Source organism: Parabacteroides sp. AF21-43 (genome assembly GCF_003635435.1).
GTDB lineage: Bacteria > Bacteroidota > Bacteroidia > Bacteroidales > Tannerellaceae > Parabacteroides > Parabacteroides distasonis.
The window spans coordinates 1-25,805 of the sequence record NZ_QTMG01000035.1 but is presented as its reverse complement, the minus strand read 5'-3'; the positions used below and the strand labels follow the sequence as shown (position 1 = coordinate 25,805).

General features: G+C 42.8%; 22 protein-coding genes. 10 read left to right on the top strand and 12 right to left on the bottom strand.

Going from position 1 to position 25,805, the window contains the following annotated elements; all coding sequences use genetic code 11:
• Window positions 1–82 precede the first annotated feature (82 nt).
• Both DWX84_RS19000 and DWX84_RS18995 read left to right on the top strand, forming a co-directional pair.
• On the top strand, window positions 83–742 hold the full coding sequence (locus DWX84_RS19000) for a LysE family translocator (RefSeq protein ID WP_005861153.1): 660 nt from the start codon (window positions 83–85) through the stop codon (window positions 740–742).
• Window position 743: 1 nt separating this feature from the next.
• Window positions 744–1,385, top strand: coding sequence for a carbohydrate-binding family 9-like protein (locus tag DWX84_RS18995; protein ID WP_005861151.1), 642 nt, complete (start codon window positions 744–746; stop codon window positions 1,383–1,385).
• Window positions 1,386–1,434: 49 nt separating this feature from the next.
• On the opposite strand, the gene DWX84_RS18990 is transcribed toward DWX84_RS18995, so the two are convergent.
• On the bottom strand, window positions 1,435–1,845 hold the full coding sequence (locus DWX84_RS18990) for a DUF6249 domain-containing protein (RefSeq protein ID WP_008773906.1): 411 nt from the start codon (window positions 1,843–1,845) through the stop codon (window positions 1,435–1,437).
• Between the two features lie 149 nt (window positions 1,846–1,994).
• Here DWX84_RS18990 and DWX84_RS18985 point away from each other — a divergent pair, with 149 nt between their 5' ends.
• Both DWX84_RS18985 and DWX84_RS18980 read left to right on the top strand, forming a co-directional pair.
• Window positions 1,995–2,552, top strand: a complete 558-nt coding sequence (locus DWX84_RS18985; protein ID WP_008773907.1) for an RNA polymerase sigma factor — start codon at window positions 1,995–1,997, stop codon at window positions 2,550–2,552.
• Window positions 2,545–2,901 (top strand): hypothetical protein, encoded by a 357-nt coding sequence (locus tag DWX84_RS18980; RefSeq protein WP_005866723.1) that lies wholly within the window; start codon window positions 2,545–2,547, stop codon window positions 2,899–2,901. The genes DWX84_RS18985 and DWX84_RS18980 overlap by 8 nt, the downstream gene beginning before the upstream one ends.
• Here the strand turns inward: DWX84_RS18980 and DWX84_RS18975 are convergent.
• Together DWX84_RS18975 and DWX84_RS21980 are read right to left on the bottom strand one after the other, a co-directional pair.
• A complete protein-coding gene (locus tag DWX84_RS18975) occupies window positions 2,846–4,987 on the bottom strand; it encodes a sensor histidine kinase KdpD (protein WP_048927925.1) in 2,142 nt (713 codons plus the stop codon). The two genes, DWX84_RS18980 and DWX84_RS18975, sit on opposite strands and share 56 nt — an antisense overlap.
• A complete protein-coding gene (locus DWX84_RS21980; RefSeq protein ID WP_229103483.1) occupies window positions 4,984–7,071 on the bottom strand; it encodes a HAMP domain-containing sensor histidine kinase in 2,088 nt (695 codons plus the stop codon). Before DWX84_RS21980 ends, DWX84_RS18975 begins: the two co-directional genes overlap by 4 nt.
• Window positions 7,072–7,288: 217 nt before the next feature.
• On the opposite strand from DWX84_RS21980, the gene rpsA reads away from it, so the two are divergent.
• The gene (gene rpsA / locus DWX84_RS18960) at window positions 7,289–9,079 is read left to right on the top strand and encodes a 30S ribosomal protein S1 (RefSeq protein ID WP_005861137.1); all 1,791 of its coding nucleotides are present in this window, start codon (window positions 7,289–7,291) and stop codon (window positions 9,077–9,079) included.
• A gap of 82 nt (window positions 9,080–9,161) precedes the next feature.
• Here rpsA and DWX84_RS18955 read toward each other — a convergent pair whose 3' ends face one another.
• Window positions 9,162–9,404, bottom strand: a complete 243-nt coding sequence (locus DWX84_RS18955) for a hypothetical protein (protein WP_005861135.1) — start codon at window positions 9,402–9,404, stop codon at window positions 9,162–9,164.
• A 178-nt stretch (window positions 9,405–9,582) separates the two neighbouring features.
• On the opposite strand from DWX84_RS18955, the gene DWX84_RS18950 reads away from it, so the two are divergent.
• The 3 genes from DWX84_RS18950 to DWX84_RS18940 all read left to right on the top strand — a co-directional run bounded on the left by DWX84_RS18950 (window position 9,583) and on the right by DWX84_RS18940 (window position 11,768).
• A complete protein-coding gene (locus DWX84_RS18950) occupies window positions 9,583–10,230 on the top strand; it encodes an HAD family hydrolase (RefSeq protein WP_036615292.1) in 648 nt (215 codons plus the stop codon).
• A gap of 345 nt (window positions 10,231–10,575) precedes the next feature.
• Window positions 10,576–11,496, top strand: coding sequence for a helix-turn-helix domain-containing protein (locus tag DWX84_RS18945; RefSeq protein ID WP_005866714.1), 921 nt, complete (start codon window positions 10,576–10,578; stop codon window positions 11,494–11,496).
• Complete coding sequence (locus tag DWX84_RS18940) at window positions 11,493–11,768, top strand: HU family DNA-binding protein (protein ID WP_005866712.1); 276 nt, start codon at window positions 11,493–11,495, stop codon at window positions 11,766–11,768. The genes DWX84_RS18945 and DWX84_RS18940 overlap by 4 nt, the downstream gene beginning before the upstream one ends.
• A gap of 80 nt (window positions 11,769–11,848) precedes the next feature.
• On the opposite strand, the gene DWX84_RS18935 is transcribed toward DWX84_RS18940, so the two are convergent.
• Together DWX84_RS18935 and DWX84_RS18930 are read right to left on the bottom strand one after the other, a co-directional pair.
• On the bottom strand, window positions 11,849–12,943 hold the full coding sequence (locus DWX84_RS18935; RefSeq protein WP_005866710.1) for a sugar phosphate isomerase/epimerase: 1,095 nt from the start codon (window positions 12,941–12,943) through the stop codon (window positions 11,849–11,851).
• A gap of 499 nt (window positions 12,944–13,442) precedes the next feature.
• Window positions 13,443–16,133 (bottom strand): LamG-like jellyroll fold domain-containing protein, encoded by a 2,691-nt coding sequence (locus tag DWX84_RS18930; RefSeq protein WP_048927924.1) that lies wholly within the window; start codon window positions 16,131–16,133, stop codon window positions 13,443–13,445.
• A gap of 71 nt (window positions 16,134–16,204) precedes the next feature.
• On the opposite strand from DWX84_RS18930, the gene DWX84_RS18925 reads away from it, so the two are divergent.
• Window positions 16,205–16,729 (top strand): GNAT family N-acetyltransferase, encoded by a 525-nt coding sequence (locus tag DWX84_RS18925; protein WP_048927923.1) that lies wholly within the window; start codon window positions 16,205–16,207, stop codon window positions 16,727–16,729.
• A 75-nt stretch (window positions 16,730–16,804) separates the two neighbouring features.
• Here the strand turns inward: DWX84_RS18925 and DWX84_RS18920 are convergent, their stop codons facing one another.
• The 6 genes from DWX84_RS18920 to DWX84_RS18895 form a co-directional block, all read right to left on the bottom strand.
• Window positions 16,805–17,287, bottom strand: coding sequence for a hypothetical protein (locus DWX84_RS18920; protein WP_005861117.1), 483 nt, complete (start codon window positions 17,285–17,287; stop codon window positions 16,805–16,807).
• A gap of 6 nt (window positions 17,288–17,293) precedes the next feature.
• Complete coding sequence (locus DWX84_RS18915; RefSeq protein WP_048927922.1) at window positions 17,294–17,989, bottom strand: histidine phosphatase family protein; 696 nt, start codon at window positions 17,987–17,989, stop codon at window positions 17,294–17,296.
• Window positions 17,990–18,044: 55 nt separating this feature from the next.
• Window positions 18,045–18,632, bottom strand: a complete 588-nt coding sequence (locus DWX84_RS18910; RefSeq protein WP_229103485.1) for an AAA family ATPase — start codon at window positions 18,630–18,632, stop codon at window positions 18,045–18,047.
• Entirely contained in the window at window positions 18,610–19,431 is an 822-nt protein-coding gene (locus DWX84_RS18905; protein ID WP_048927921.1) for a manno-octulosonate cytidylyltransferase, read from the bottom strand. Before DWX84_RS18905 ends, DWX84_RS18910 begins: the two co-directional genes overlap by 23 nt.
• An 11-nt stretch (window positions 19,432–19,442) precedes the next feature.
• Entirely contained in the window at window positions 19,443–20,702 is a 1,260-nt protein-coding gene (locus DWX84_RS18900; RefSeq protein ID WP_048927920.1) for a sialidase family protein, read from the bottom strand.
• A 224-nt stretch (window positions 20,703–20,926) separates the two neighbouring features.
• Complete coding sequence (locus DWX84_RS18895; RefSeq protein ID WP_048927919.1) at window positions 20,927–24,448, bottom strand: DUF6383 domain-containing protein; 3,522 nt, start codon at window positions 24,446–24,448, stop codon at window positions 20,927–20,929.
• A 998-nt stretch (window positions 24,449–25,446) separates the two neighbouring features.
• On the opposite strand from DWX84_RS18895, the gene DWX84_RS18890 reads away from it, so the two are divergent.
• On the top strand, window positions 25,447–25,805 hold a 359-nt coding region (locus DWX84_RS18890), incomplete at its 3' end, for an Rpn family recombination-promoting nuclease/putative transposase (protein ID WP_122377596.1).

Here is a 25,805-nt window from a genome sequence, read left to right as displayed (position 1 = left end):
TACAGTATCTTACGTTTTTTACCTTTTTTTTATCGCGGAATGGATGTATCTTTGCCCAAGAAACTAGAAGAGACTCAACTTAATGCTAGGAATCGTTAGTAAAGGAATCATTATAGGTGTATTGGTTTCGGCCCCCATGGGCCCCATCGGTATGCTCTGTATACAAAGAACACTAAATAAAGGACGTTGGCACGGGTTCGTCACCGGATTAGGGGCCGCTCTATCCGACGTGATTTATGCGGCACTGACTTGTCTGGGCATGGGAGTTGTGGTCAACTTCGTGGAGGCGAACCAAGCGCCCCTGCAATTGATCGGAAGTATCGTTCTCGGCATTTTCGGGTATTATATCTTCCAAAGCAACCCGACTAGGAACCTAAAGAAACACCGAGAAAAAAAATTATCGTTCACCCAAGACTTTATTACAGCTTTTCTACTTACCTTTAGCAACGTGTTAATCGTCTTGCTCTATATCGGATTATTCGCCCGGTTTGGTTTCGTGCTGCCTGAACATTCGTTTTGGCTGCTGGTATTGGGCATTGTTTGCATAGGGTTAGGGGCCGTTCTTTGGTGGTTCGGCATAACATATATTATTGGAAAACTGAGAAAATGGTTCAACGTTAGAGGCATTTGGTTACTGAACCGGATCGTGGGCTCTGTCATTATCGTATTGTCTATTATCGGTGCCCTATCGGTTTTATTGACCTCCTACTTACAATGGCCTTTACTTCAAATCTATAGTTAAAATGAAAAGACTGAAAGTTCCTGTTATCCCCGTTCTGGATGTACTCGATATAACATCCATAGAACCGATTCTTGAGGTGCAATCCCAACGTGAGTTCCTCACCCATGCCAATTGGCATGAGTATCCATATAAGCCGATCACCGCTTTTAATATAGCTCGGACAGAGAAAAATCTATATATACGATATAGCGTGCAGGGTAATTCGCTAAAGGCGTCTTATGAGATGGACAATTCCTCGGTCCATAAGGATAGTTGCGTGGAGTTCTTCATGAAAAAGGAAGGTGACTCGCATTATATGAATTTCGAGTTTAATTGTATCGGGACTTGCGATGCCGCCCGCCGTACCTCACGGGATATCAAGACGTCGCTTTCGCAAGAAGAGTATAAAAGCATCATAAGACTCCCATCCGTGAGAAGAAGGGCATTCGAGGAGATTAAAGGTATTCATACATGGAACTTGATCGTAGTCATACCACTCAAGTTGATGGGGTTAGATCCTAGTAATCTGCCGGAGAAAATACTAGGGAACTTCTATAAATGCGCCGATGAGACAATGAATCCGCATTTCGTAAGTTGGAGTCCGATCGACCTTCCCGAGCCTAATTTCCATTGTCCTGAATTCTTCGGGGAGATCTACCTGTAGTATAGACGTAGCGTGCTGCATGCAGCACGCTACGTCTATACCGGCAAGCCTATGACTTATTGTTCTTACCTAGTTTCAGCTCAATGACGAACGCTATTATCAAGCCGATTCCCCCGAACAAAAGAACCGAAGCCCCATAAGCCGTACCCGCTACCTCATGCCTGTACCAACCATCATCATAATAAGAATTTGTCGCCATACACATATTAATAATAAAGCCTACCAACAAACCTAATCCGATTCCCGCCAAAAGGCACCCGGCCTTTAAGCTACTGAACGAGAAGTTTCGCATGTAGTTAGGCAGTCCCAATTTACCATCGAAAGCAGAGGCATCCAGTTTATCACCGATCTTCTCGATAATCGCCAAACGTTCCCTCTTGCGAACAAACAACTCAAATAATCCGTAAATACCTGCACAAACGATTCCGACAACTAGCGGAACAGAAATAAAATCCATCATAACTGTATAATTTTAATTGATTCATTCATATTGTTTGCTAATTTGACGCAACAGTTTCCCATAGGTTACACCTCCGGGCTGAAAAATATTTTTTATTTTTGTTACCGCAAGTTGTAACCTATTTACCCGGCTTGCGTCCATTAAGTACAATGGAATTGTATACCGATACATATTACATACAAAGGATACAAGCGGGGGACGTGGCATGTTTCGCTTGCCTTTTGGACAAGTATAGCCGTCCGATTCACTCGTTGATCCTCAAAGTGGTACGAAGCCAAGAGGAGGCTGAGGAGTTGGCGCAAGATACGTTTATGAAGGTATTCAAAAACCTCGCCTCATTCAAAGGGGATTGTAGTTTCTCCACATGGATTTACCGGATCGCTTACAACACGGCGATCTCGTCGGTCAGGAAGAAGAGATATGAGTTTCTACCGATTGAGGAGACTACACTTGAAAACGTATCGGAGGAGGAGGTTACGAACCTGTTCGGACAAACCGAATCCACGGAACAGGTTCAAAGATTGGAAGTCGCCCTTGAACAACTTCTACCGGACGAACGGGCCTTGATCTTGCTCTTTTATTGGAAAGAAAAAACAATAGAAGAACTGGTCTCTATCACCGGCTTGACCGCCTCGAATATTAAAGTCAAGCTACATCGCATCCGAAAAAAATTGTTTGTATTATTAAATGAAATGGATCATGAGTAAGATAAACACAAATAAGGAACAACCCGATTTATTGGGGGATTTATTCAAACGCATACCGGAGGAGGAGCTTCCCGCCTCGTTCCGTTCGAACGTAATGCGACAAATCATGCTTGAGTCCGCAAAGGCGAAGAAACGTGACGAACGGTTCAGCCTGTTAGCGGCGATCGTGGCCTCGCTTATCATGATTTCCCTTGCGATCGTATCTTTCGTATATATGGAGATACCCAAGATAGCCGTCCCCACAATAAGCACATCGGCCTTGGCTTTCTATTTATACATAGGGGCCATCACGCTCATACTTCTATTGGCGGATTATAAATTGAGGAATCTATTTCACAAGAAAGGATAAGCACGAAGCGAGCTCCGTCCGTATACGAGGAATCTATGGACAAGGAACCATTCAGCCGCTCGGCGATCAAAAGACAGATAGAAAGTCCTAAACCCGCACCGGGTTTGTAATCATCCAGCTTCTCAAAGCGATTGAATACCGCAGCTTGTTTTTCAAGGGGAATACCGGCACCCGTATCCGTAACGGCTATGTATACCTTTTCCCGATCCGGCGCAAGTTGGAACGATAGGTTAATCTCACCTTTCTCCGTAAATTTAGCGGCGTTTGTCAACAGGTTTGTCAACAGTTGTTGCAGGCGCAGATTATCTACATGTACCACGATTGGTTCCCCAGCGGGAGAAAAAGTCAATTTAACCCCATCCGGCATCCGGTAGCGTACACTCTCCAATGCCATTTGGCAACACTCCAAAAGCGGATAATCCTTGATATTGAAATGAAGGTCTCCAGTCTCCATCCGGGATAAATCCAATACGTCGTTTACCAGATTCAACATCAAATCCGTATTATTCCGGATGATAGACGAATATTCCTCCCGCTCTTTCGCATCGGTAGAAGGTTCCACCAGCAAACTGGAGAAACCTACGATCGCATTTAACGGGGTCCGGATCTCATGGCTCATATTAGCGAGAAAAGCGCTTTTCATCAGGCTGGCCTCTTCCGCACGGGCTTTCTCCCTCATCAATCGTCTTTGGGATTCCAAAAGCAAGTCTTTCTCTCGCTGTAATTGGTTTTTCAAGGATCGTAGATGGCGGTAGTATAAAAACGAGATATAGAGGAGGATCGATAACACGACCGATATAGATAAGATAAACACCAACAAATCTTGTTTCCGGGCGATACGTAACCCGGCTTCCTTCAGTTCCGTTTCTTTCAATTCCTTTTCATGCAACTCATGCAAGGTTCGCAATTGATTCACCTGCCGGAGAAAAGAAGTTCCCCGCCTTTTCGTCAGCGTTCTATAAAGTTCATCATATAGAGCCATAACCTCCTCGAGTCGGCCCTGCTCCTTTAAGATATCCGCCTTGAACTGAATATCTTCGGGTAATCGCTCTGTCTCCAACACTTCATTTATATAACGCAGTGCCAACGGGATATCTCCAGCCGCCTTATAATAACGAGCCTTAACCGCTAGATAAGTATTGATTGCATAGTCCTCCTCTACCAAACTATTGCCGACATAGGAAGAGGCTTTATCCAACGCTTTCTTGGCATTTGCCAAATCTCCTTTCGAAAGATAAAAGCTCGTGTAAAAAGAATAAAGCAGCCAATACTCCCGCTCTAGTAGCAAAACATCACCTTTTTCTTGATTAATCTCATATTGCTCATCCAGCAGGGCTTTATATTGTTCCAAGATTCGTTCCGTCAACGTATATTGTTTCGTTCGGACACTACTTTCCAATTGATAAGAAGTTAACCGGATTTTAGTATCCATGATATCGGGAACATCTTTTATATCCTTCAATAAATCCAAACCTTCCTGAAAAGAGACTACGGCATCGCTATCCCTACGGATACGTTGGTAAATCAGCCCCAAAGTCTCCGAACAGCGAAGCAAGCCGTATTTATGATTCAGATTGCTCGCCAACCGATACAGATTCATCGCCTCACTCATTGCCAACTCATAATTCCCTAGCCAAAGGAGATCTTGACTGGAATAACTCTTCACCTCAAACAAGACATACGGATATTCATGGCGGGCCTTCGCCATAGAATCTACGATATTACAACAATAGACCAAACTATCACGCTTAGACTGATTGTAATAATACTCGGCCATACCTTTCAATCCCCTATATGCGATAGATATGGAATCCACCGCCATCGCGTTCTCATAAAGACGTTGATAATAATCTTTCATTTTGGGATCTTGCCGATAAAGCAAAGCCAACCGCTGCAATATAGGTAAAGTAGACGCTATCGTCGGGCAGCCCGGTAATACCCTCTCCAAGCTGTCGATCTCTGTTAAACGATCCTTGCCGGGAGGAGGCGTGGAAGATTTCATCGAGCCGCAAAATACAAGGGAGATCATAATAACCACCCCTATACGTATAGATATCCTGTTATTGAATAGATTCATCAGTCTCATATAGGGGTTTCAATTAAATTCGTTGAATGTATAAAGACAAACCGGGCACCGCCCTTATAAGAGACATCTACGGATAAAGAACCTTTAAGCTGTTCCGAGATGATCTGGCAAACAGAAAGTCCCAAACCGGTACCTTGAACAAAGTCGTCTAATTTCTCAAAACGCTCGAATATCTTCTTACACTTATCCTCAGGGATTCCACAGCCCGTATCCGTAACGAAGAAACGAACCTCACCTTTGCTCTCATCCACGGCAAATGAGAGATTAATCTCTCCCTCGGAAGTGAATTTAGCGGCATTCGACAACAAATTTGTCAACAACTGCTGCAAACGCAAGGCATCCGTATTCAAGGTATAAGATTCAAGCGAGGGAGTAAACGTCAATCGGACCCCGGGCTTCACCCGATGGCGAATCGAATCCAACGCCCTCTGGCAACAGGCGACCAGATCGTTTGGCTTCACGCTGAACTTGATCTTGCCGGATTCCAAACGGGATAAATCCAGGACATCGTTCACCAGATTCAATAGCAACTCGGAACTATGGTTCACCTCCCCGGCAAACCGGATCTTCTCCTCCTCGCTATACTCGCTACTCGCCAATAATTCCGAGAACCCGACAATGGCGTTCAACGGCGTACGCACCTCATGGCTGATATTGGCGATAAAGGCGCTTTTCTTCTTGTTCGCCGCCTCCGCCTCTTTCGTCACGACCCGCAGTTGCTTCTCCGAAGCGATCAAGGAGTCTTTCTCCTGAAGCAACTCATTTCTCAACCTCTTAGTATGCATATAAATACGCCACAACATATAGAGTAGGCCCATCAAGACCAATAGAAGACCGATAGATACGACAATCTGCTTCTGCTTCAAAGCTTCTTGCTCCGATTTCAGCTTCAACTCCCGATCTTGCTTTTCCAGGTCATTCAAGTCATTCAATACACGGAGTTGCTCGATTTGCCGGTCGAAGGCATCCGTGTTGATCGTCTCCGTCTTATTAATGATCTCCTCATAGATAGCGATCGCCTCTCGCAATTGACCGGACGATTGCAATATCGCTTTCTTCATCTCCAACTTATCCAGATCACGATTGATCTTTAAAGCCAGATTGACAGCGGACAACGCATGCCTATAATCTTTCTCCTTCCAATAATAAAATGATTTTGTCCGCAGATATTGAGCCTCCACCCTATCCCCAAAAGAACTATCCAAATAAGCGGTCGCCTGATCCAAATACGCCTGTGCCTTTCCCGAATTCCCTTTCATGGTATACAGCTCGCAATAATAGCAACTCATCAAGCAACGATGACGTTTTACCGGAAAAATCTTTCCCTCCCCATTATACTTCCTTTCCAAGGAATCCAATAAATGATCATACTGTTTCAAGAGCGCCTCCGACTCGGACAAACGTCCTAATAGCAGGGTAGATTCCAACATATTAGACAAATACATAATCCGGAAAGCAGGATTCGCCTTCTCCCCTTTCAATAAGTGCAGGCCTTTCCCGAAGATCTCTACCGCGTCACTGTCTTTCTTAATCCGCTGGTACACCATCCCTAGATCGCGATAAGCCCGTAGCAGGCCGTAATCGTTCTTACTTTCCCGGGCCAAATCCAGATATTGCATGGCCTTGTCCATAGCCAGCTCATAATTGCCGGACCATAGATAATCCTGACAAACCAAGCTACCGGATAAAAACAACCCTCTGGGACTCTCATGCCTTTTTGAGGCCAACGAATCCAATTGCCCCACCCAATATAATAGGCTATCCCTATTTTCTACATTATAATAATAACGACTCAAGCCAGCCATCGCATCGTATACGATCCCGATGGAATCCAAAGGCATCGCGATATCGATTATCTCTTTCAACGCTGGCACCTCCTCCGGCAATTGCCAGTACAAGCCGATTAATTCTTTAAGAAGGGGTATCTTATCCTGAGGTTTTTGGATACGTGATAAAGATTGGCGTATGCTATCCGCACGAAATTTACTCACGGCATTCTGCGCACTTGTGCCCACCGCAAACAAAATCCACACTATTCCTATAAAAGTATTGACGCTGGACTTTCTTAAAAATCCTCTACTCATTGATTTATCGCTTACAATTCGCAAACTTACAAAATAAATATCAATAAAAATCAACAGTTTTCCGTAATTACAGCCAACACGGCCCAAATGAATGTTTTTACCCCTCAAAACTCTTGTCAATCAGAAAAAAAGCATTACCTTTGCCCCGATTTTTGAGAGATGACAACATAAAGTCTAACTTACTAATTAAAACAAACTTAGTATTAACAATTAAAGAATGGAAAATTTAAAAAACATCCAGCCGGTTGAAGATTTCAACTGGGACGCTTTCGAGCAAGGCGAGACTTACACCGAAGTAAGCAAGGACGATCTTGTAAAAACGTATGACGAGACCCTGAACACGGTAAAAGACAAAGAAGTGGTTATGGGTACCGTTACTTCTATGAACAAACGTGAGGTTGTTGTAAACATCGGTTTCAAATCTGACGGTGTTGTTCCTATGTCCGAGTTCCGTTATAACCCGGATTTAAAGATTGGTGACGAGGTAGAGGTTTACATCGAGAGCCAAGAAGACAAAAAAGGACAATTGATCCTTTCACACAAGAAAGCACGCGCTACACGTTCTTGGGATCGTGTTAACGAGGCTCTTGAAAAAGACGAAATTATCAAAGGTTACATCAAATGTCGTACGAAGGGCGGTATGATTGTTGACGTATTCGGTATCGAAGCGTTCTTGCCGGGTTCTCAGATCGATGTGAAGCCGATCCGCGACTACGATGTATTTGTAGGTAAGACTATGGAATTCAAGATTGTTAAGATCAATCAAGAATTCAAGAATGTTGTTGTATCTCACAAGGCTCTTATCGAGGCTGAGTTGGAACAACAGAAGAAAGATATCATCTCCAAATTGGAGAAAGGACAGGTATTGGAAGGAACTGTCAAAAACATCACTTCTTACGGTGTATTCATCGACTTGGGTGGCGTAGACGGTTTGATCCACATCACAGACCTTTCTTGGGGACGTGTTTCTCATCCGGAAGAAATCGTTCAGCTTGACCAGAAGATCAATGTTGTTATCTTGGACTTCGACGACGAGAAGAAACGTATCGCTCTTGGCTTGAAGCAATTGACTCCGCACCCATGGGATGCTTTGGATACGAACTTGAAGGTTGGTGACAAGGTTAAGGGTAAAGTTGTCGTTATGGCTGACTATGGCGCATTCATCGAGATCGCTCCGGGCGTAGAAGGTTTGATCCACGTTTCAGAGATGTCTTGGACACAGCACTTGCGTTCCGCTCAAGACTTCATGAAGGTTGGTGACGAGATCGAGGCCGTAATCTTGACTTTGGATCGTGACGAGCGTAAGATGTCTCTTGGTATCAAGCAATTGAAGGCTGATCCTTGGGAAAACATCGAGGAGCGCTTCCCGGTAGGTTCTCGTCATGCGGCTAAGGTTCGTAACTTCACAAACTTCGGTGTATTCGTAGAAATCGAGGAAGGTGTTGACGGCTTGATCCACATCTCTGACTTGTCTTGGACGAAGAAGATCAAACATCCGTCTGAATTCACTCAGATCGGAGCAGAGATCGAGGTTCAAGTATTGGAAATCGATAAGGAAAACCGTCGCTTAAGCTTAGGCCACAAGCAATTGGAAGAGAATCCTTGGGATGTATTCGAGACAATCTTCACGGTTGGTTCTATCCACGAAGGTACAATCATCGAAGTATTGGATAAGGGTGCCGTTATCTCTTTGCCTTACGGCGTAGAAGGTTTCGCTACTCCGAAGCATCTTGTAAAAGAAGATGGTTCTCAAGCTCAAGTAGATGAGAAACTTTCATTCAAGGTAATCGAGTTCAACAAGGAAGCTAAACGTATCATCCTTTCTCACAGCCGCATCTTTGAAGATGAGCAAAAAGGCGCTAAGGCAACTTCTGAAAAGAAGGCATCCTCAAAACGTGGTGGTAAAAAAGAAGAGGAATCTGGAATGGTAACCGGTCCGGTTGAAAAGACTACATTAGGTGACATCGAGGAATTGGCTGCTTTGAAAGAAAAACTTTCTGGTAAGTAATTGATTCTTCTTTGAGATATAATAAAAGGAGATATCTGATTCAGGTATCTCCTTTTTCTATGTTATTCCTACTGCGGCTTATTTAAGAAAAGCATTCTTCCGTGACACGTGTCTCACATGGCTCGGAAATACCCAACAAATCATTGATCTCCTTTCTTTTCTCTAAATCCGTAAAATAAGCCTCTACAACTTTATAAATATCAAAACCTCCCGTAGAACCGGCTGCCAAGTTTAGTGACTCGACTAATTTACCTGTAGCTTTATGAATCTCAGCTTGTTTCAGCAAATGAAATTCATTCCCGTGAATTAATTGATTCTTTCCCATGATGTTCCAATTTTAGGTTATACAATATATTACAAAGGATTTCTATTCCTGTCCTAAAGATACAAATATCTTATATATGACCTAATACTTTTATCTATTTTTAAATCGGTTCATCTATTTTATCAGTCGAAAGAGAAAGTATATCTCTACATTCCATTAATTTTGCCAGAAAACTAAAATGAAAAAGTTAGTAATATTCGATCTTGACGGAACATTATTAAATACGATCGCGGATTTAGCCCATAGCACGAACCATGCGTTGCGGCAAAACGGCTTTCCGACACATGACGTAAAGGAGTATAACTTCTTCGTAGGAAACGGCATCAACAAATTATTCGAACGTGCGTTACCCGAAGGTGAAAAGACGGAAGAGAATATACTAAAGGTAAGGGAAGAGTTCTTGAAGCATTACGATCTGCATAACACAGATCGCAGCGTTCCCTACCCCGGTATCCCTGAGTTATTAGCCTTGTTGCAGGAAAGAGGGATAAAACTGGCGGTCGCTTCTAATAAATATCAAGCCGCTACCCGTAAGCTCATCGCCCATTTCTTCCCTTCCATACAATTTACGGAGGTTCTCGGACAGCGTGAAGGAGTAAAGGCGAAGCCAGATCCCAGTATCGTCAATGAGATCGTAGAACGAGCGAGCATATCCAAAGAGTACGCTCTTTATGTCGGTGACTCGGACGTAGACATGCAAACCGCCATCAACAGCAAAGTGACCTCCTGTGGGGTAACATGGGGCTTTCGCCCTCGTACGGAATTAGAGAAATACGCACCCGATCATATAGCGGAAAAGGCAGAAGATATACTCAAGTTTATCTAAAAGACGACCTAAGCCTGTCGTGCGAGGCAATCCTTCCCGTTCTTGTCTCGCACGCTTGTCCTTAACCTGAATTACTAATATTTCCTAACACATATTCCATCCAGCTCGCACAGCCCTTAGAATACAAGTTATCCCTAACATCACCTCAACCGTACTTGCAAAAAAGTATTAGACCTACAAACAAAAACATCCAATAGCGGTTATTTTTCAAGGTATCATTTAAACCAAACTTTAAAAAACGCCAAAACGAGACCTATATTTCTGTAATATTATACCAAACAACCACTAGATAAATATAGTAAAAGACGAAGTTATAATTTTACATAAGAAACATAGACAAAAAGAATGTCGGGAAATATTAAAAAAATAGTTGAGCCGAATAGTGGTATTGATTATTCTTTGGAGAAGGACTTCAAGATCTTTACACTTTCCAAAGAACTCCCTATTACCACTTACCCTTCTTATATAAGATTAGGGATTGTCATCTATTGTGTAAAAGGAAACGCTAAAATTGATATCTATTCCAACAAGCACATTATAACCCCTAAAGAGCTCATCATCATCTTGCCGGGGCAATTGGTCGCATTAACGGACGTTAGCGTAGATTTCCAAATCAGATATTTCACGATCACGGAATCCTTTTATACTGATATATTAAGCGGTATCAGTCGTTTCTCGCCACATTTCTTTTTCTATATGAGGCAACATTACTATTTCAAGATGGAAGACGTGGAAACTCTTTCCTTTGTAGACTTCTTTGAATTACTTATAAGAAAAGCCGTCGATCCGGAAAACCAGTATCGAAGAGAGTCGGTTATACTCTTACTTCGCATATTATTCCTTGATATATATAACCATTATAAAGTCAATTCTTTAGACAGTACGGCAACGATAGATGTACACAAGAAAGAACTGACCCACAAATTCTTTCAATTGGTCATGAGTAATTACAAAGTGAACAGAAGCGTGACGTTCTACGCGAACTCTCTATGCATCACCCCTAAATACTTGACCATGGTTGTTAAGGAGGTAAGCGGCAAATCCGCCAAAGATTGGATTACGGAATATATGATCCTAGAATTAAAAGGATTACTCACCAACTCTACCTTGAATATCCAAGAGATTGTTGAGAAGACGCAGTTCTCGAACCAATCTTCGTTGGGACGCTTCTTTCGGAGGCACACGGGCTTATCGCCTTTGCAATACAGAAAAAAATATTTAACAACAGAGCAAAGAACAAACTTCTCAAAAAATAATACGATATGAATAAAAGTCAGCTAATCGAGGAATTATCGAAAAGAGTCGGTAATGACAAAGAAGAAATCCGGTACATATTGGAAGAACTGAATAACATCATCTTAGAGAAAACGAGAGCCGGAGAAAAGGTATGTATACAGGGTTTCGGTGTTTATACTCCCCGCTTGCAGACAAGCAGGTTGGCTAGAAACCCGAAAAGCGGAGAGACTTTAATGTTGATCCCCAGAACCATTGTCCATTTTAAGTGTGCGCCCAATTTGGTAAAAGAGATCAATAAATGAAAAATAAAGGGTCGGCTCCATCAGGAACCGGCCCTTTCGTTATACCTATTAATGACATACCAAAGACAACATTCTATAATCTACATCAATATTTGTCGAGCATATTTCACGCAAGTGCCTACCTCTTTCACGGAGTCAGACCAAGGCTTGATATCATATTCCAGTTCTATATCGCAATAGATAGGCCATTTCTCTTGTTTGATCAACAAGAGTACGTCTTCCAACGGCATCTCCCCTTGTCCCCATACTTGATTCGTATTCGGCTGGTCCCCTGTCGTAGGCCCCGTCTTGTCTTTCAAGTGGATACTATAGATCCGATCATGATATTTCTTGATCATCTCATTCGGGTGGATACCTGTAGAGCCAAAGAAGTGGCCCGCGTCAAAATTCAACATAATAGAAGGAGAGACCGCTAAGATCGGATCGCAACTAAACCCTTCTTCGGCATATTGCATATGATTATGGAAAGCCATATACATCCCATGCTTCTCGGCAAATGGAGCGACTCTTTTCGCCGTCTCCAAATTAATCTCGTCCGTCACGGCTTTAGCGCCCATGGCCTTGGCTACCTTGAACGCATAATCGATTTCCTCGTCCGAACCCATACGGGAAGGTTCCATCTTCACGATATGCGCCGATATTCCTGCTTCGTTCAATAACTTACGGGCACCTTCTACCTTTGATAGATCCAACCCGAGACGCCACGCTTTCACCTCTTCCTTATATTTATCGATCTCAGCCTGCTGCTCCGGAGTAAACTTCGGGGGACCCATCCGACGAGGAGCCGCAGGTTTCTCACCCGGTTTCGCCGCGGGTTGAGAAGCTTGCTGACGGAAGAATTTCATCATCGGATTCTCCGGAGCTCCTAAATAAGCTTCCAGATCACCTCCCATCAACTCGATGGAACTGATATTCGCCTCTTGGCAATACTTGATGATATTCTCCAATCCACCCGGCATGGAACGCCAACTATAAGTGATCGTGCCGATTTGCACGCCACCGAACTTCGAGTTAACCTTGCCTGCCTCCGCCGCCGTATCAACCGGAGCGGGAGCCGCCACACTCTTCCCCGTACAAGAGAAAGCACTCGGAAGGAAAGACGCGGCCGCCAAAGCAGCGACCGATCTTCCTAGAAACTCACGTCTGGACTGACCATTGTTCACATCTTTACTCATAACTATTCAGTTTATACATAAATATCAACTCTTAGAAGAAAGGCCCTTACAGACTTCAACCTTTACGATATTCATCGTAAGAAAAAATATATAGTAAAACACAACTTCGCTTCCTCGCTTCCTCGTGCGAAACAACGAGAGCGAATATAGGGAGGAGCAGTAAACCATGAGTTAACGAACGCTAAACAAGGCATTAACCTAGGGCTAATTTAAGGCAAATTTCATATCCGCACAAAGCATAATTCACGCAATAACAGCGACATAAATAAATCAAGAAATATTTATAAAAATCTTCGATAAGTCAGAGGCATAGCACCTGCCTCCCTATTCGAAAGGATCGCTATCAGTGGGGTGCATACATTTGTCACTGTAATGCCAGAGGAGTGCCACACGGATGGCACAGGCATGCCATAACGGTGGCACGGTCTTGCCACAACGATGGCACAGGTGTGACAATAGCGATGGCACAGTCCTGCCAATGAGCAGGCACACTATAATATTACTGGGGAGATTGCTGACTCATCAGCGAAGACGGTACGACCTGCTCAAAAGAAGAGGGGAAAGCCTCGCCATACATCTCTTGGTATAAAGCGCAAAAGCGGTCGTACACGTAACGGGCCAATTTGAAGTTGTTCTGGTAAATCAAGGCTTTGATCTTATAGAGCAAAGCCTCCTCGTTGCAAGGATCGTTCAGAAGGATCTGGTCTGCTATCTGGATCACCCGATCCGCCTCATCCTCGATCGAGTAAGTGTCGATAAAGCGAGACAAGACATCCACCGTACTATTACAGATATAACTTTTAAAATCATCCATCCAATCAAACGATTCCCCTTTGAACACTTCTCCTTTGCTGATAATATCATAGAAATATTCAAAGTCCGGCTGAGTCCGTACCCGTTTATCTTTCAGCCAATCCAAACAAGCCAAATAATCGCAATAGACATCTTCCGAAAGCTGGAGAATATATCGATTCGCGTTAAATAGAACCTCGACCGTATCGATACGTTCCAATATCTTCCGGAGTTTCAATATAGATACGCTTCGAAGGCTCTTCGTACTTTTCGAGGGGTTGTCATTCCCCCAAATCATCCGTGTCAAGTCCTTGCTCGATATCCCGAAACCTCCACGGGAAGAGTGAAGCATAATCAAGATAAACAGCTGTTTTAATTTGGGGGTAAATAGAGAGGTTATATCATTTCCATCCCGGTCCAACACATAGAACTCTCCAAACAATCGGATATAATTGCGTAGAACCGGAACCTCCTCGATCTCCTCCGGCATCTCTCGCGAAGAACGATCCGGTTCCTCGATTCCTTCCTCGATTCCCTCCTCCACAACCGTTCCCGCATCAGCCTCATCCTGCCTTGGCTTTTCTTTCACCTTCCGATAGCCTAGATAAGCAATCGAGACCAGAACCATCAAAATCAACCCAATTCCAAGGACATCCAACCAAGTAATCGCATTCGATATATGTAAATCTAATAACTGGTTGCTCAATCCCAATATCTCCTTATCGCTCAACACACGAGACCAAATACAAAGATTATCCAGCACACCCACGAAGTTCGAGGACTGGCTGAAATTCACGAAACCGACATATAAGCTATCACTACCCAGATAAGCCGGACGACCAAAAGAGATCGCATCCAGTTTTCCATTTACGAATATAGCCTGCTCCCCATTCCGCTTATTATACCGCCATACGACATTATACCATTTGCCCGGCTCGATCTCCGTGTTACCAACCAGATCGTTGTTAAAGAATCCCATATACGGTTTCCGATTCCGTATCAACAGATGCAACGCTTGTTGATAAGTACTATTCTTAGCTCCCAGAATACAATAATCCTCCTTCTCCGGCAGGTACTTAGGTATTTTCAACCAAACGCCGACAGTGAAATCATGATCCCGCATATGAAGTTCCGAAGCGGTCGGCAAATCCACACGGGCCTGATTCTCCAAGGAAGCGACCTGCCCCCGTATAGGGTCCTGAATAAACTCGACATTCCTAGATACCGTGAGATTATGATTGGACGAACCATCTTTCTCATCGCCCTCAAACGGTAAATAAATCTCTATATCCTCGTCAATCCGCAAAGGTCTAGCCTTAAAATCGCCGGCGAAAGCCTTCCTTTGGGTACCGGAGACATAAACCGTAGCCGGCTCTATCCGATAGCCCGGAGAGATCGGGGAAAGCATCAACTCGGCTCCGGGCTCTAGCGGAAAGCAATATTTACCCGTCGTATAATTAGACATCCCATCCCAATTCACGTAGTTAAGCAGCTCATTGTTATTCGTAACCGCGCCGTAAATGATATCGAAATTCCGGAAAGTAACCAACGAGACATCCAACCATGCGTAATACTTATCTACTAACACAAAATTGGGAACCCTTCCATCCCGGATCCACGCTCTTTTAAACGATTCTATTAAATAGGGTGTCTGCCGGGCTAAAGCCGAGATATCATTACTATTTCCCCGGGAAGTCTCCAAGAACTTATATCCGGTAAATAAAGACAAATTCTTTTTCAGCCGCTCATCAAAACTCTCAACCCCTTCCGGTTGATTTCCCCAATCAGCGTCCGTATGCTCCACAAAATCCCTCATATTATGCAACCATGAAGGACTGTTCAAATGTTTCTGAACCTCGAAAACGACCAGTCGCTTTCCGGAACTCAACATATCCTTCAGGGATGGCCATCCGTTTTTCGTATCATACTCAAGTACATACTCCATCAAGCCTATTTCCTTAAAAGAGGATTCCAGCTCCATCTCTACATAGAAATCGAGGAAAAGCGTCATAACCTTAGTGGAGTCCGCATCCAAGGCCGTCTTAATGGCTTCCAATGATTCACTAAAAGGAGTAAACGTACCATCAGGTTTCCTTAGTAACAATACATTTGTCTCCGTATCCCGCTTCAAATAGAAATAAAAGCCTTCGATCTGCTTCCGCAATAACTCGTCCAAAGAAAGTTTTTCCGGGGAATTGGAGGATAGACAAGAATAATTAGATAGGATGTAGACGCTCTCGTTATATAAAAGACCGGCCTCTACATCCTCTTGACGTTGAGAAACCAGACGTTGTGCCGAAAGTAATTCCGGCAGGGTGATTATAAGGCTAACAATTAAACATATATAACGAAACCACGCTATCATCGTATACAATATCTTAATTATAAGATCATCCAAAAATAAAGCTTTAATATGACATGACAATGTTTTTAGATTATTATCTTCGCATCAAAATAAAGCGAAGTCATATGGACATACTAGAAATAACGCGAAAGCAAGATCCTCTCTATCCTACCTTTGAGCAAATATATACGGCAAGTTTCCCTCTATTTGAGCAGCGAACAGAAGAACAACAAGAACAGGCCTTCCAATCTCCCAACTATCATCTAGAGGTTTATCTGAAAGATAACCTCTTTATTGGCTTTATCTCATACTGGGATTTTAGCACCTATGTATATATCGAACATTTCGCCATTCATGAGAACTTCAGAGGACAAGGCTATGGCAGCTTATTACTGGAGGATTTTAATAAACGCCTGAATAAGATCATTTTATTAGAGATCGATCCTATCATGGACGAGGTATCAGCTAACCGGTTAAAGTTCTACAAGAAATGTGGTTTCTTTGAAAACAGTTACGACCACCTCCATCCTCCTTATAGAAACGCCTATCAAGGACATGCGTTAATCATCCTGACAACAGAGAGGCCAATTACTGAAGATGAGTATATCCAATTCTGTTCCGACTTGCGGAATATCGTCATGGCAAATTAAGATATAAATATCAAAGCCCCGATCGTTTCTTCGATCAGGACTTTATTTAATATCACCAGAAGCCGGAAACAGGAACTAAGGAGGACAACACCCTTCTTTTCGTAAATTTTCGCATACATCCCGAATAACCGCATATGGCTTTTTATCATAGCCACTGTCAAAAAACTTTTCCATGGCTTCGACTGTATCCAGATAAAGCCATGCTCCTTTCTTCAAGCAAATCAATCTTACGAAACGTGCCTCTATCAGTTTCTCTAACTTCATATAGGCTAAAGTATCATAAAAATATTTCACCAAACGTCTCGCCTCGTCATACTCAAAGGCTTTCGGCAAATTATTTTTCATATCACTCTCCCATTGTTCCAACCGATATACCCCCCGCTTTATATCTTTCAATTTACGTAAAGCCAATTTCATATCCTCCTTCGCGTATTGCGAGATAAAGAACAGATACATATCCGAGGTATTTTTAGTGGTAGCCTGTCTTAAAGCATAAAGAGACAAAAGCACACTTAATACACTAACCACCAAAGCTGTTATATTCCATATATCTTCCATGATTTATCATTTAAAGAGTTTATAAGCCTTTATTCCCCAATCCGTACACCTCCAATGATCACCCTCGCAATCAAATATACAAACCCCGCCTGTCGGGACCTTAATATCATGTGTCGCACAGAAATCCTCATAATTCCCCAGAATATAGGGGGAGAAACGCATCACTCCATTGGAAGAGACTAGTAACCAAGTCTCACCATCAGGGATACTAGCCGCCAAATCCTGCCAGCCGCTTATCAGTTTCTCTACATCTACGTTCCATCCTAACGGTACCACGGCCTTCTCATTCCATTGGGCGATCACGGAAAGTCCCCTCTCCACGATCCGATCTTCCGTTAGGTCTTTCCGGCCCATTCCCTCCTTTTCTAAATAGAGAGATCCCAAACGTTTTATTACATGATCTTCTACCATATTCTCATCCGGCCCATAATCAATCTCTTTAAGACGTAAGTCTTGAATGATAGGCAAATCCACATTCATTTCCTCCAAGATATAATTAGCGGTCTCCAATGTGCGTTTTAAGGGGGCCGAAATCACCTTGTCGATCACAATCCCCTTCTCACGTAAATAACGTCCCGCAGATCTAGCTCGTTCCTCCTCTACCAGAGGCAAATCAGTTCTAGCTCCAACCCGAGTCGGAGTCTCTCCCGCACGAAACGTATTACCATGCCGTACGATCACAAGTTTTCTACATTTTTCCATGGTTGTATTAATTTAAAGTCATCTACTATTTTTTGATATTCAGGTAACAAATCTATCAAGCAATCCCAACGTTTTTTACTTGCTCCTCCGGGAAAAAACGATTCCTCCGAGCCAATCTTTTGATAACCATTTCTGGTGTCGCATCGATGCACACCATATGAATCCGATATCCAAGACTCTTTATCTTCTTATACAAATCCACATGTTCTCTCAACGCATTACTATGTTCAAATAAAATAGGCCACCCATTCCTCAATCCCAACAAAAGAAGACGGTAACCTAAAAAACGAGCAGGAAGTTCCCAACGTAAGAACGCTTTCTCCCTATCTAGCGAGCAATCCGCTTGATACCCGGATAATGCCCCCATAATAGCGTCGAAAGCGATATGCAAACAAGGTCCATTCTCTGATAGCCATTCCTCCGCCCAATACGATTTACCGGATGCGGGTATACCACATATATTCAAGAGTAAGGGTGATTCCGATGTCCGCATATCCACCTTTTGGCTGTCTACCCAACAGTCAAAATCCATCCATACCGGACCAGCATCACAGCCAGAAGGTAGAACCTCCTCCAAAGTATGGTAGGGAGATAAAATAGAATCTACGATTCCATCTAAGTCACGAAAGATCGAACTCTCCATACTTCTCAAGTATTTCCTCAACCCGTTTGACATCTTCCGGGGAATCAACCCCGCTTGTTGTCTCACGTCCCCGATAATCGACGTCTACGACCCTCATTTTGATGCCATTCTCTAAGAAGCGCATCTGTTCCAATCCTTCTATATAAGAGCGTTCATACACAGACGGAGGTAATGAGAAATAAGACTCGAGGGCTCGACCGCTATACGCATATAAACCCACATGCCGCCTGACAGGGCTTTTAGGCAAAAGATCCCTAGCCTGATCCTCCTTACGGATAGCGGGTATGGTTTGTTTCGAAAAAGCTAAGGCATATCCCAGCCGATCCACCAATACCGTCGTGCCGGAATAAGGGGTTTCCTTTTTCATCGCCAGTAATTGATCGTATTCGCTCCATCCCAACAAGACCGAGGCGGTAAGGACCTCCGCCTTCTCCTTTCTCCATGTATCGATCAGATCTTGCAAGATCCAAGGAGGACACGTGGGATTATCGCCTTGCAGATTTATTATCAGTCCGGGATTGGTGTCCTGTTTCCTTACCGCCTCATAGCAACGTTCCGTACCACTTTTACAATTCGTGGAAGTCATCATCACCGGAATCTCCCGGGATTCGCAAAACGAGACGATGCGCTCATCATCCGTAGCTACCAAATAAGAACAAGACTCATTTTTGCGACATACAAAATCCGCTATATCTGAGACCCATTTTATCATCTCTATACCTTTAATCTTAACCAAAGGCTTACCCGGCAACCGGCTTGAATCATACCGAGCCGGTATTACAATCAGTACTTTTTCCATAATCACTTCATTTAATAGATTAACATTCTAAACCGTTTAATTTTATAATATGTAATACAATCAGAGTATTGAGGGTCCTTTGTATGATCATCCGCCGCACGGCAAACCACGTGCATATCCTCACCTACGATACATAACGAAGGATAATTTCTTGAATATAATTCATTCCCTTGGCAAGCGATCATCCCAGCCATACACCAGTCCACACAATTCTTCGAGAATAATAATTGTAAACGATGCCTCTCATTATTCGGGAGTCCATACCGGGAAGTCTCAGGTAATGAGCTTATCGTCCGCATAGAATCGAAAGATTGATTGGATGCCATCCAATACAATCGGGATATTTCATCATACACTATAAAGAATTTCAAATGGCCACCGGGAAAGGGCAAGAAAAGCAAGATCTGTCCGGAAGGAGCCTCTTGAAAACCGGTTACCATCTGGGCGTTCTCATCTTCCCTCACTTTTAATAAACAAGCGTATCCAATCCCTCCGGTATGCGCACGAAGAAACATATGGAACGTTTTCCCCTCCGGATCATACCAAATATGATGTTTATCCTTTATTTGAACCACTTGAGCCTCCAGCCATCCAGTGGGCGCATTAAAACGACCGGGAGCCAATTCCAGCGGCTTATTGGTCAATGACTCGTAAAAAGGAATGCCAACCCCTTCCGGGAAATGTACCTTATCCCTGAAAACAAAAGGATCGGAACGTCGCCAAGAAGACGCATCCAGTAAATCATCGTGAATAGAGCAAGATAGCAAGGTAGGGCTCAAACCCGCCACATTCCAGCCTTCTATCTCCGAGTTATAAAAACGCTGTTCCATCGCCAAGTAAACCCGCTCGTTAGCGAAAAGAACATTACAGGCAGAAGAATGCCATTTCTCACCTTGGGAGAGAAACGAGGGAACGCTCCACGTATTCCCATCATCTTCCGAGCATATAATACATAAATCGCCTGCGTTTCCTATGATATATATCTTTTCCCCTATACAAAAAGGGCGGGCATGCCAAAAATTAAAATCCGAGATAAAACACCAACTAGCGCCTTGGTCGTCCGATACAAAAATCTTACCGATACCTAACCGTCTTGTCCTTTCCGTGTACAGCTGCGAAGAAGCATAGATTTCTTTTACCCCCTTGCCGCCCAAGTCGAAAGTCACGACCAAGCGTCCCGTCGAAGTCACGGTGATTCCGGGAGTATAACAATAAATGTCTTCCGGACTAATTGATTTATAGATCAATGTTTCTTGAGTAGATATAAGCATAGCACGAGATTTAAGAGTACAAAAAAAGGTCACGACATTTCTTCACAGAAGTTCTCGTGACCTGAGCTTTTAATTTATTACTTTAGTATTAATACCCCCGCATGTTCTACCATCGCGGTGTACTTGAAGAATCTATCTCCGCACGGGAATTTCAGAATTATAAATATCTTCTTAAAGGAAGAGATGGGGGATTCCCCCATCTCTTGACCTATCTATTTGTTTAATTATTTAACAACCACTTTAACAGCTTCCTCACCATCAACAGCTACAGCTACGATACCGGCAGGTACGGCAATTGTTGCGTTATCAGATGTAAGAACTGTCTCAGCGACTACCTTACCTAAGATGTTAGAGATAACTACTGATTTACCAGCAGCGCCTTGGATAGTTACAGTACCATTACCAGCTACTACAGATACACCTTCAACATTGTTGATGTTATCATTAGATGTAACCATATCTTCTTCATCCTTCTGAGCGACATTAAAGATTAATGCGCCATCACCATTGGTCTTTGCGGAAGAGAACTGTGAATTGATATCTGTCAGTACCAAACAACCATTATGCATTTTCAACCATGCGGCAGCATATGTCGGAGCGATAGCACGATCAGCGTCACCATTTACGGTTCTATAATTTCGATCTTTCTCGCCATAAACATTAGACTCGAACAAGAATGCGTTCTCTGCACCTTCTTCTGTTACGGCACCAGCCTTATCCGGGTTAATATAACGGAATGACCAAGTTACATTCTTATGTTTGTCACCAACCAAGTCTACGATGAAGTTTTCCAGCTTAGCTTTCTTATAGTTAGCGATGATTGTCGCCGTATCTAACTTAGCCGGTTCTACATTCTCGAAACCATTTGTCAATACGAACAAGCTGTCACCAGCATGGATAGCCTTAACAAAACCTACACGGGTATAGCTGCTATTAGCACTAGAATTCGTTGTGAACATATAAGGATTAACCTTAGCCTCTCTATCGATGAACGCTTGGGCAGAGTCTGAGAAGTTAACCAAGTATTTGCCATAAGCGAAGCCAGCACGACCATGTTGAGCATGAACACACTTAGAAGGATCTGTTGTAATGTTACCGTTAGCGTCAACGTGAGGACCAGCCTCTGTACAAGGAACTGTCTCAACACCCTCTTGGTCGTCACGAGCCACGGAGATCAAATATTGAGGTTTGATATTTCCAAGACCACGATTCAACCAAGCCGTATCAATACGGAACGCTAATTTACCCTCAGCCTTATCCTTATTCCAGATACCAGCGTAATCAACAGTTTCCGTAGTCAAGTTCGGGTTCCACTCATCCATTAAGTACTCATTACGAACGCTCTCAACGAATGTCAAGCTATCAGGACCGTCATTTACATTCTCACCAAGAGCGGCGTTGTTGAAGCGACGGTACAAAGGAGAATCATCCATTGCTACGGCGAAAGCAGATGTACGAATCTCTTGATTGCTATAGAATTTATCATCCAAAGAGCCACGAGTCAAATCCAACGTGTTGTCGTCAACAGAGACCTTCACTGAAGCGTAATTTCTAGAGGCATATTGAGCAGCTCCTACTTTCTTCAACGCAATCTTACCATTAACATTCTGATAAGTATAGTAGTCTACCTTACTATTATCATCTACCAATCGTTGGCCGTCTTTATCATACATCGCTACAGCAACAATATCAGAAGAACCCGGATAAGCCAAATAAGAGGTTCCACCAACCGTCACATAAGTAGCAGATCCTCCCTCCGGAGTATATTGCTCCTCGATAGTCATTGCATCTGCGACAGCCATACCCTTACACCATTCTGGATACCATGCCTGTGCTTGCGCCTGTGTCATAGATGTATTACGCAAATTAGCCTCAACCAAAGTATAATATTCTTTTCCTTCGATATCATTATTCTCTTTCAAGAAATAATCAGTAGGATAAGTCTTCATCATATACTTCTTCGTTGTCCCGTCATAAGTCAAATAACGACCTTTTCCGTCCGTGATACGGTAAACATTTCTTACCAAACCATCGCCATAACCATACTTATCGTCTTTAACAACCACTTGTAAGCGGAAACTTGCTTTAGCTCCAGTCTCATCTACACGTACAATAGAATCCTTCCCTGACGGAACATTAAGATATTTATCTAATGCCAATCCATGCAAATAGTTAAACAGATAAGTTTGAACCTTAGCTTCATTTTCTGATACATACTTATATCCCAGTTTAGCATCCTTTACAAGATCCTCGTCAACTTTAATAAAGCTAACCGTATCCTTTTGGTTTCCATTAAAATAGAATACCTCATTAGCACTACCCTCTACTGCGAATAATTGCATATCAGAAGGAATTTGATAAGAAGTCTTATAGCTATCATCAGAGAACTCACGGTTCGTAATTGAGATCGGCGCAATAGAAGATGTACCTTTCTTCTCTACTACCCATTGAGCAGCCGGCATATGCTTGAACTCTTGGTTACGAGCTTGAGCAGCCCAACCGAAATAACCAGCCAAATTAGCGAATACATAAGAACCTACCTTTTCTGTATTGTAAGAACCACCAGCCTTATACTGGATCAAGTATACACCAGAAGGAATCGTAGTTAATGTAAGGCTACTATAGTCAGCAGAAGTCTTAACCGTAATATTCTGTGAAGCAGCGGTAGGAGTACCACCATCCGTCTCATTCGTATTCAGTGTCAACACATTCGTACCGTCCAATTTAGCCATGTAGATGTACTTGTCAGATCTTGTCGTTACAGTTTTTCCTTGATTAGACCAATAAGAATTATTATTATTGTCTTTGATATCCTTCGCAAACTGCTCGTCAGTTTGACCCGATGCTTTCACTAATTTATCCGCAACTTCCGCTACTTGAACATAGAGTTTGTCTTCTTTCACATTATAAGTGAACTTGAACTTATAAGAACCAGTCAAGCGATTGTCTGCGTTTAATACGTCATAGGTATATTTCAACAACTGACCGCTAGTCTCAGTTCCTTCATAATAAGCCGTATCGACAACTACATACAATTGTTTGTCATCCGCCTTTTTGTCCTTAGCTTTCAATTGAACATAACCACTACCAGCACTAACCGCTTGAAGTCCTGTCGCCGTCAAATGATTCGCCTTGCCTTTTGACACTTCAGGGTCCATATTCAACGCAAAATAATTATCTTTAGAATCAACAGACCACATCAATGTATTTAAATCATCTGCACTTATTGGAATAGGAGTGCTTATTACATCTTCTGTAACAGCCAAAGCAGCTGACAAATCCGCAATCTTACCTTTGTTCAGGGCACCCGTATTATCAAAGAAAACGATTGAGTCCGATTTGAAGTAAGAATACATGTGGTTACTAGCATCGAATGCCCATTCAGAAACCGTACCACTGCCTAATGTCACATCACCAGAAAGACCGTTGGTCGCCGTTTTCGCCAAAGTAGGATCAACAGCCAATGTCATTCCTGTCACCTTATTTACGAAGGTGTAGACAACAGCTCCAGAAGTAGTCTTTGTTGAAACTTTCCAAGTACCGGCAACAACTTCACTCAAATCGTTAGTGCTAAGTGAGCCGTACACAAGTTTGCCATAATCAGCAGAAGTCTTATCTGTCTCAGCGGACAAATAATTGCTTCCGCTCTTCAGCAAATAAGATTTGCCATTCTCCATCGCAGCATTGACAGAGAACGCAGATGCCAGCATTACACCGGCAAGAAGCGTAGAAATCTTTTTGTTCATAATAAATAAATTAATATTAATACTAGTGTTTATTAAGATAATCAACCTGTTAGACTAATTGAAAATCGTCGTTTGCTATTAAAAACGACTAGTCTAAACGATCGTCTAAATCTTGCGTTTTTTGAGCGTCGAAACGGGAGGTTCGTTGAAGGAATCGCTTGTTTCGTGAAGGATAACCTATCCTATTGATAAGAAAGAGAATAAGCGATAAAAAAATCGTCTGGAAGGGTTGCAAGTATCGAAGAAACGCGTACCTTTGCAAATGACTAAAAGAATCGATCGTTTAAACTAGTCGTTTCATCTAATGAAAAATATTTACTAATCATACAAACTTTACTCTTCTATACTAATGTACGCACGTACATTTTATATCTATATCAAAATATAACACTTTGACATTTTGTATTCTTAACTCCCGGAGAATCGACTTTTTCAGGCTCACCCGATAAATAGTGAGGATAATCTCGCAATGTACTTTTATCTACACTTCAATTTGTTTATCACACGTTTCACGTCGGCCAACTTGCTTTATGTCAGTGATATGTTGTAAAGGATGTGAAAGGGAGCGCAGAGATGCCTACGAAGAGTTGTTACCGTTGAGCCTTTCTATTTAATACAAACATTATCGGCAGTAGCTTGCTCTATCTGCCCATGAAATCGTTTCACGGTTGTGATACAATCTTTTCACCTATGCGAAACGATTGTATCACGTAGGTGAAAAGATCTCTTCACGAATGTGAAATGATCAGATCATGTAGTGCCTGGCCATACTATCCCTTGGTGGAATATACATTCAGGAAAATTATCCCCACGATTTATCGGCTGATCCGGTATTTGAAGTAGTTACATTATGCCTCTCAAAAAACACGTACGAGTTTTCTTAAAAGCTAAAACGATGCCTATCCTATTAAAAAAGTAGTATCTTTACAACCGGAAGACAGGGTGCCCCGTCTTATTATACTATTATTCATTATTAATCACTGAAACCTATAAACACTATGGGAAAATTTATCAATCCCTTCACCGATTTCGGCTTCAAGCACATATTCGGTAGGGAAATGGACAAGGACATACTAATCGAGTTCCTGAACGACCTCCTCGAAGGGGAGCATACGATCATGGACTTGAGAATCATGAACAATGAGCGATTGCCCGAGACAGAGCAAGGAAGGAAAGTCATCTTCGATATCCATTGCGAGACCGACAAGGGCGAACGGATCATAATCGAGATGCAGAACAGGGAACAGCCCCACTTCAAGGACAGGGCCTTGTATTACCTCTCGCACTCGGTGGTGGAACAGGGTATAAAGGGAACATGGGACTATGAGCTGGCGGCCGTGTACGGAGTATTCTTCTT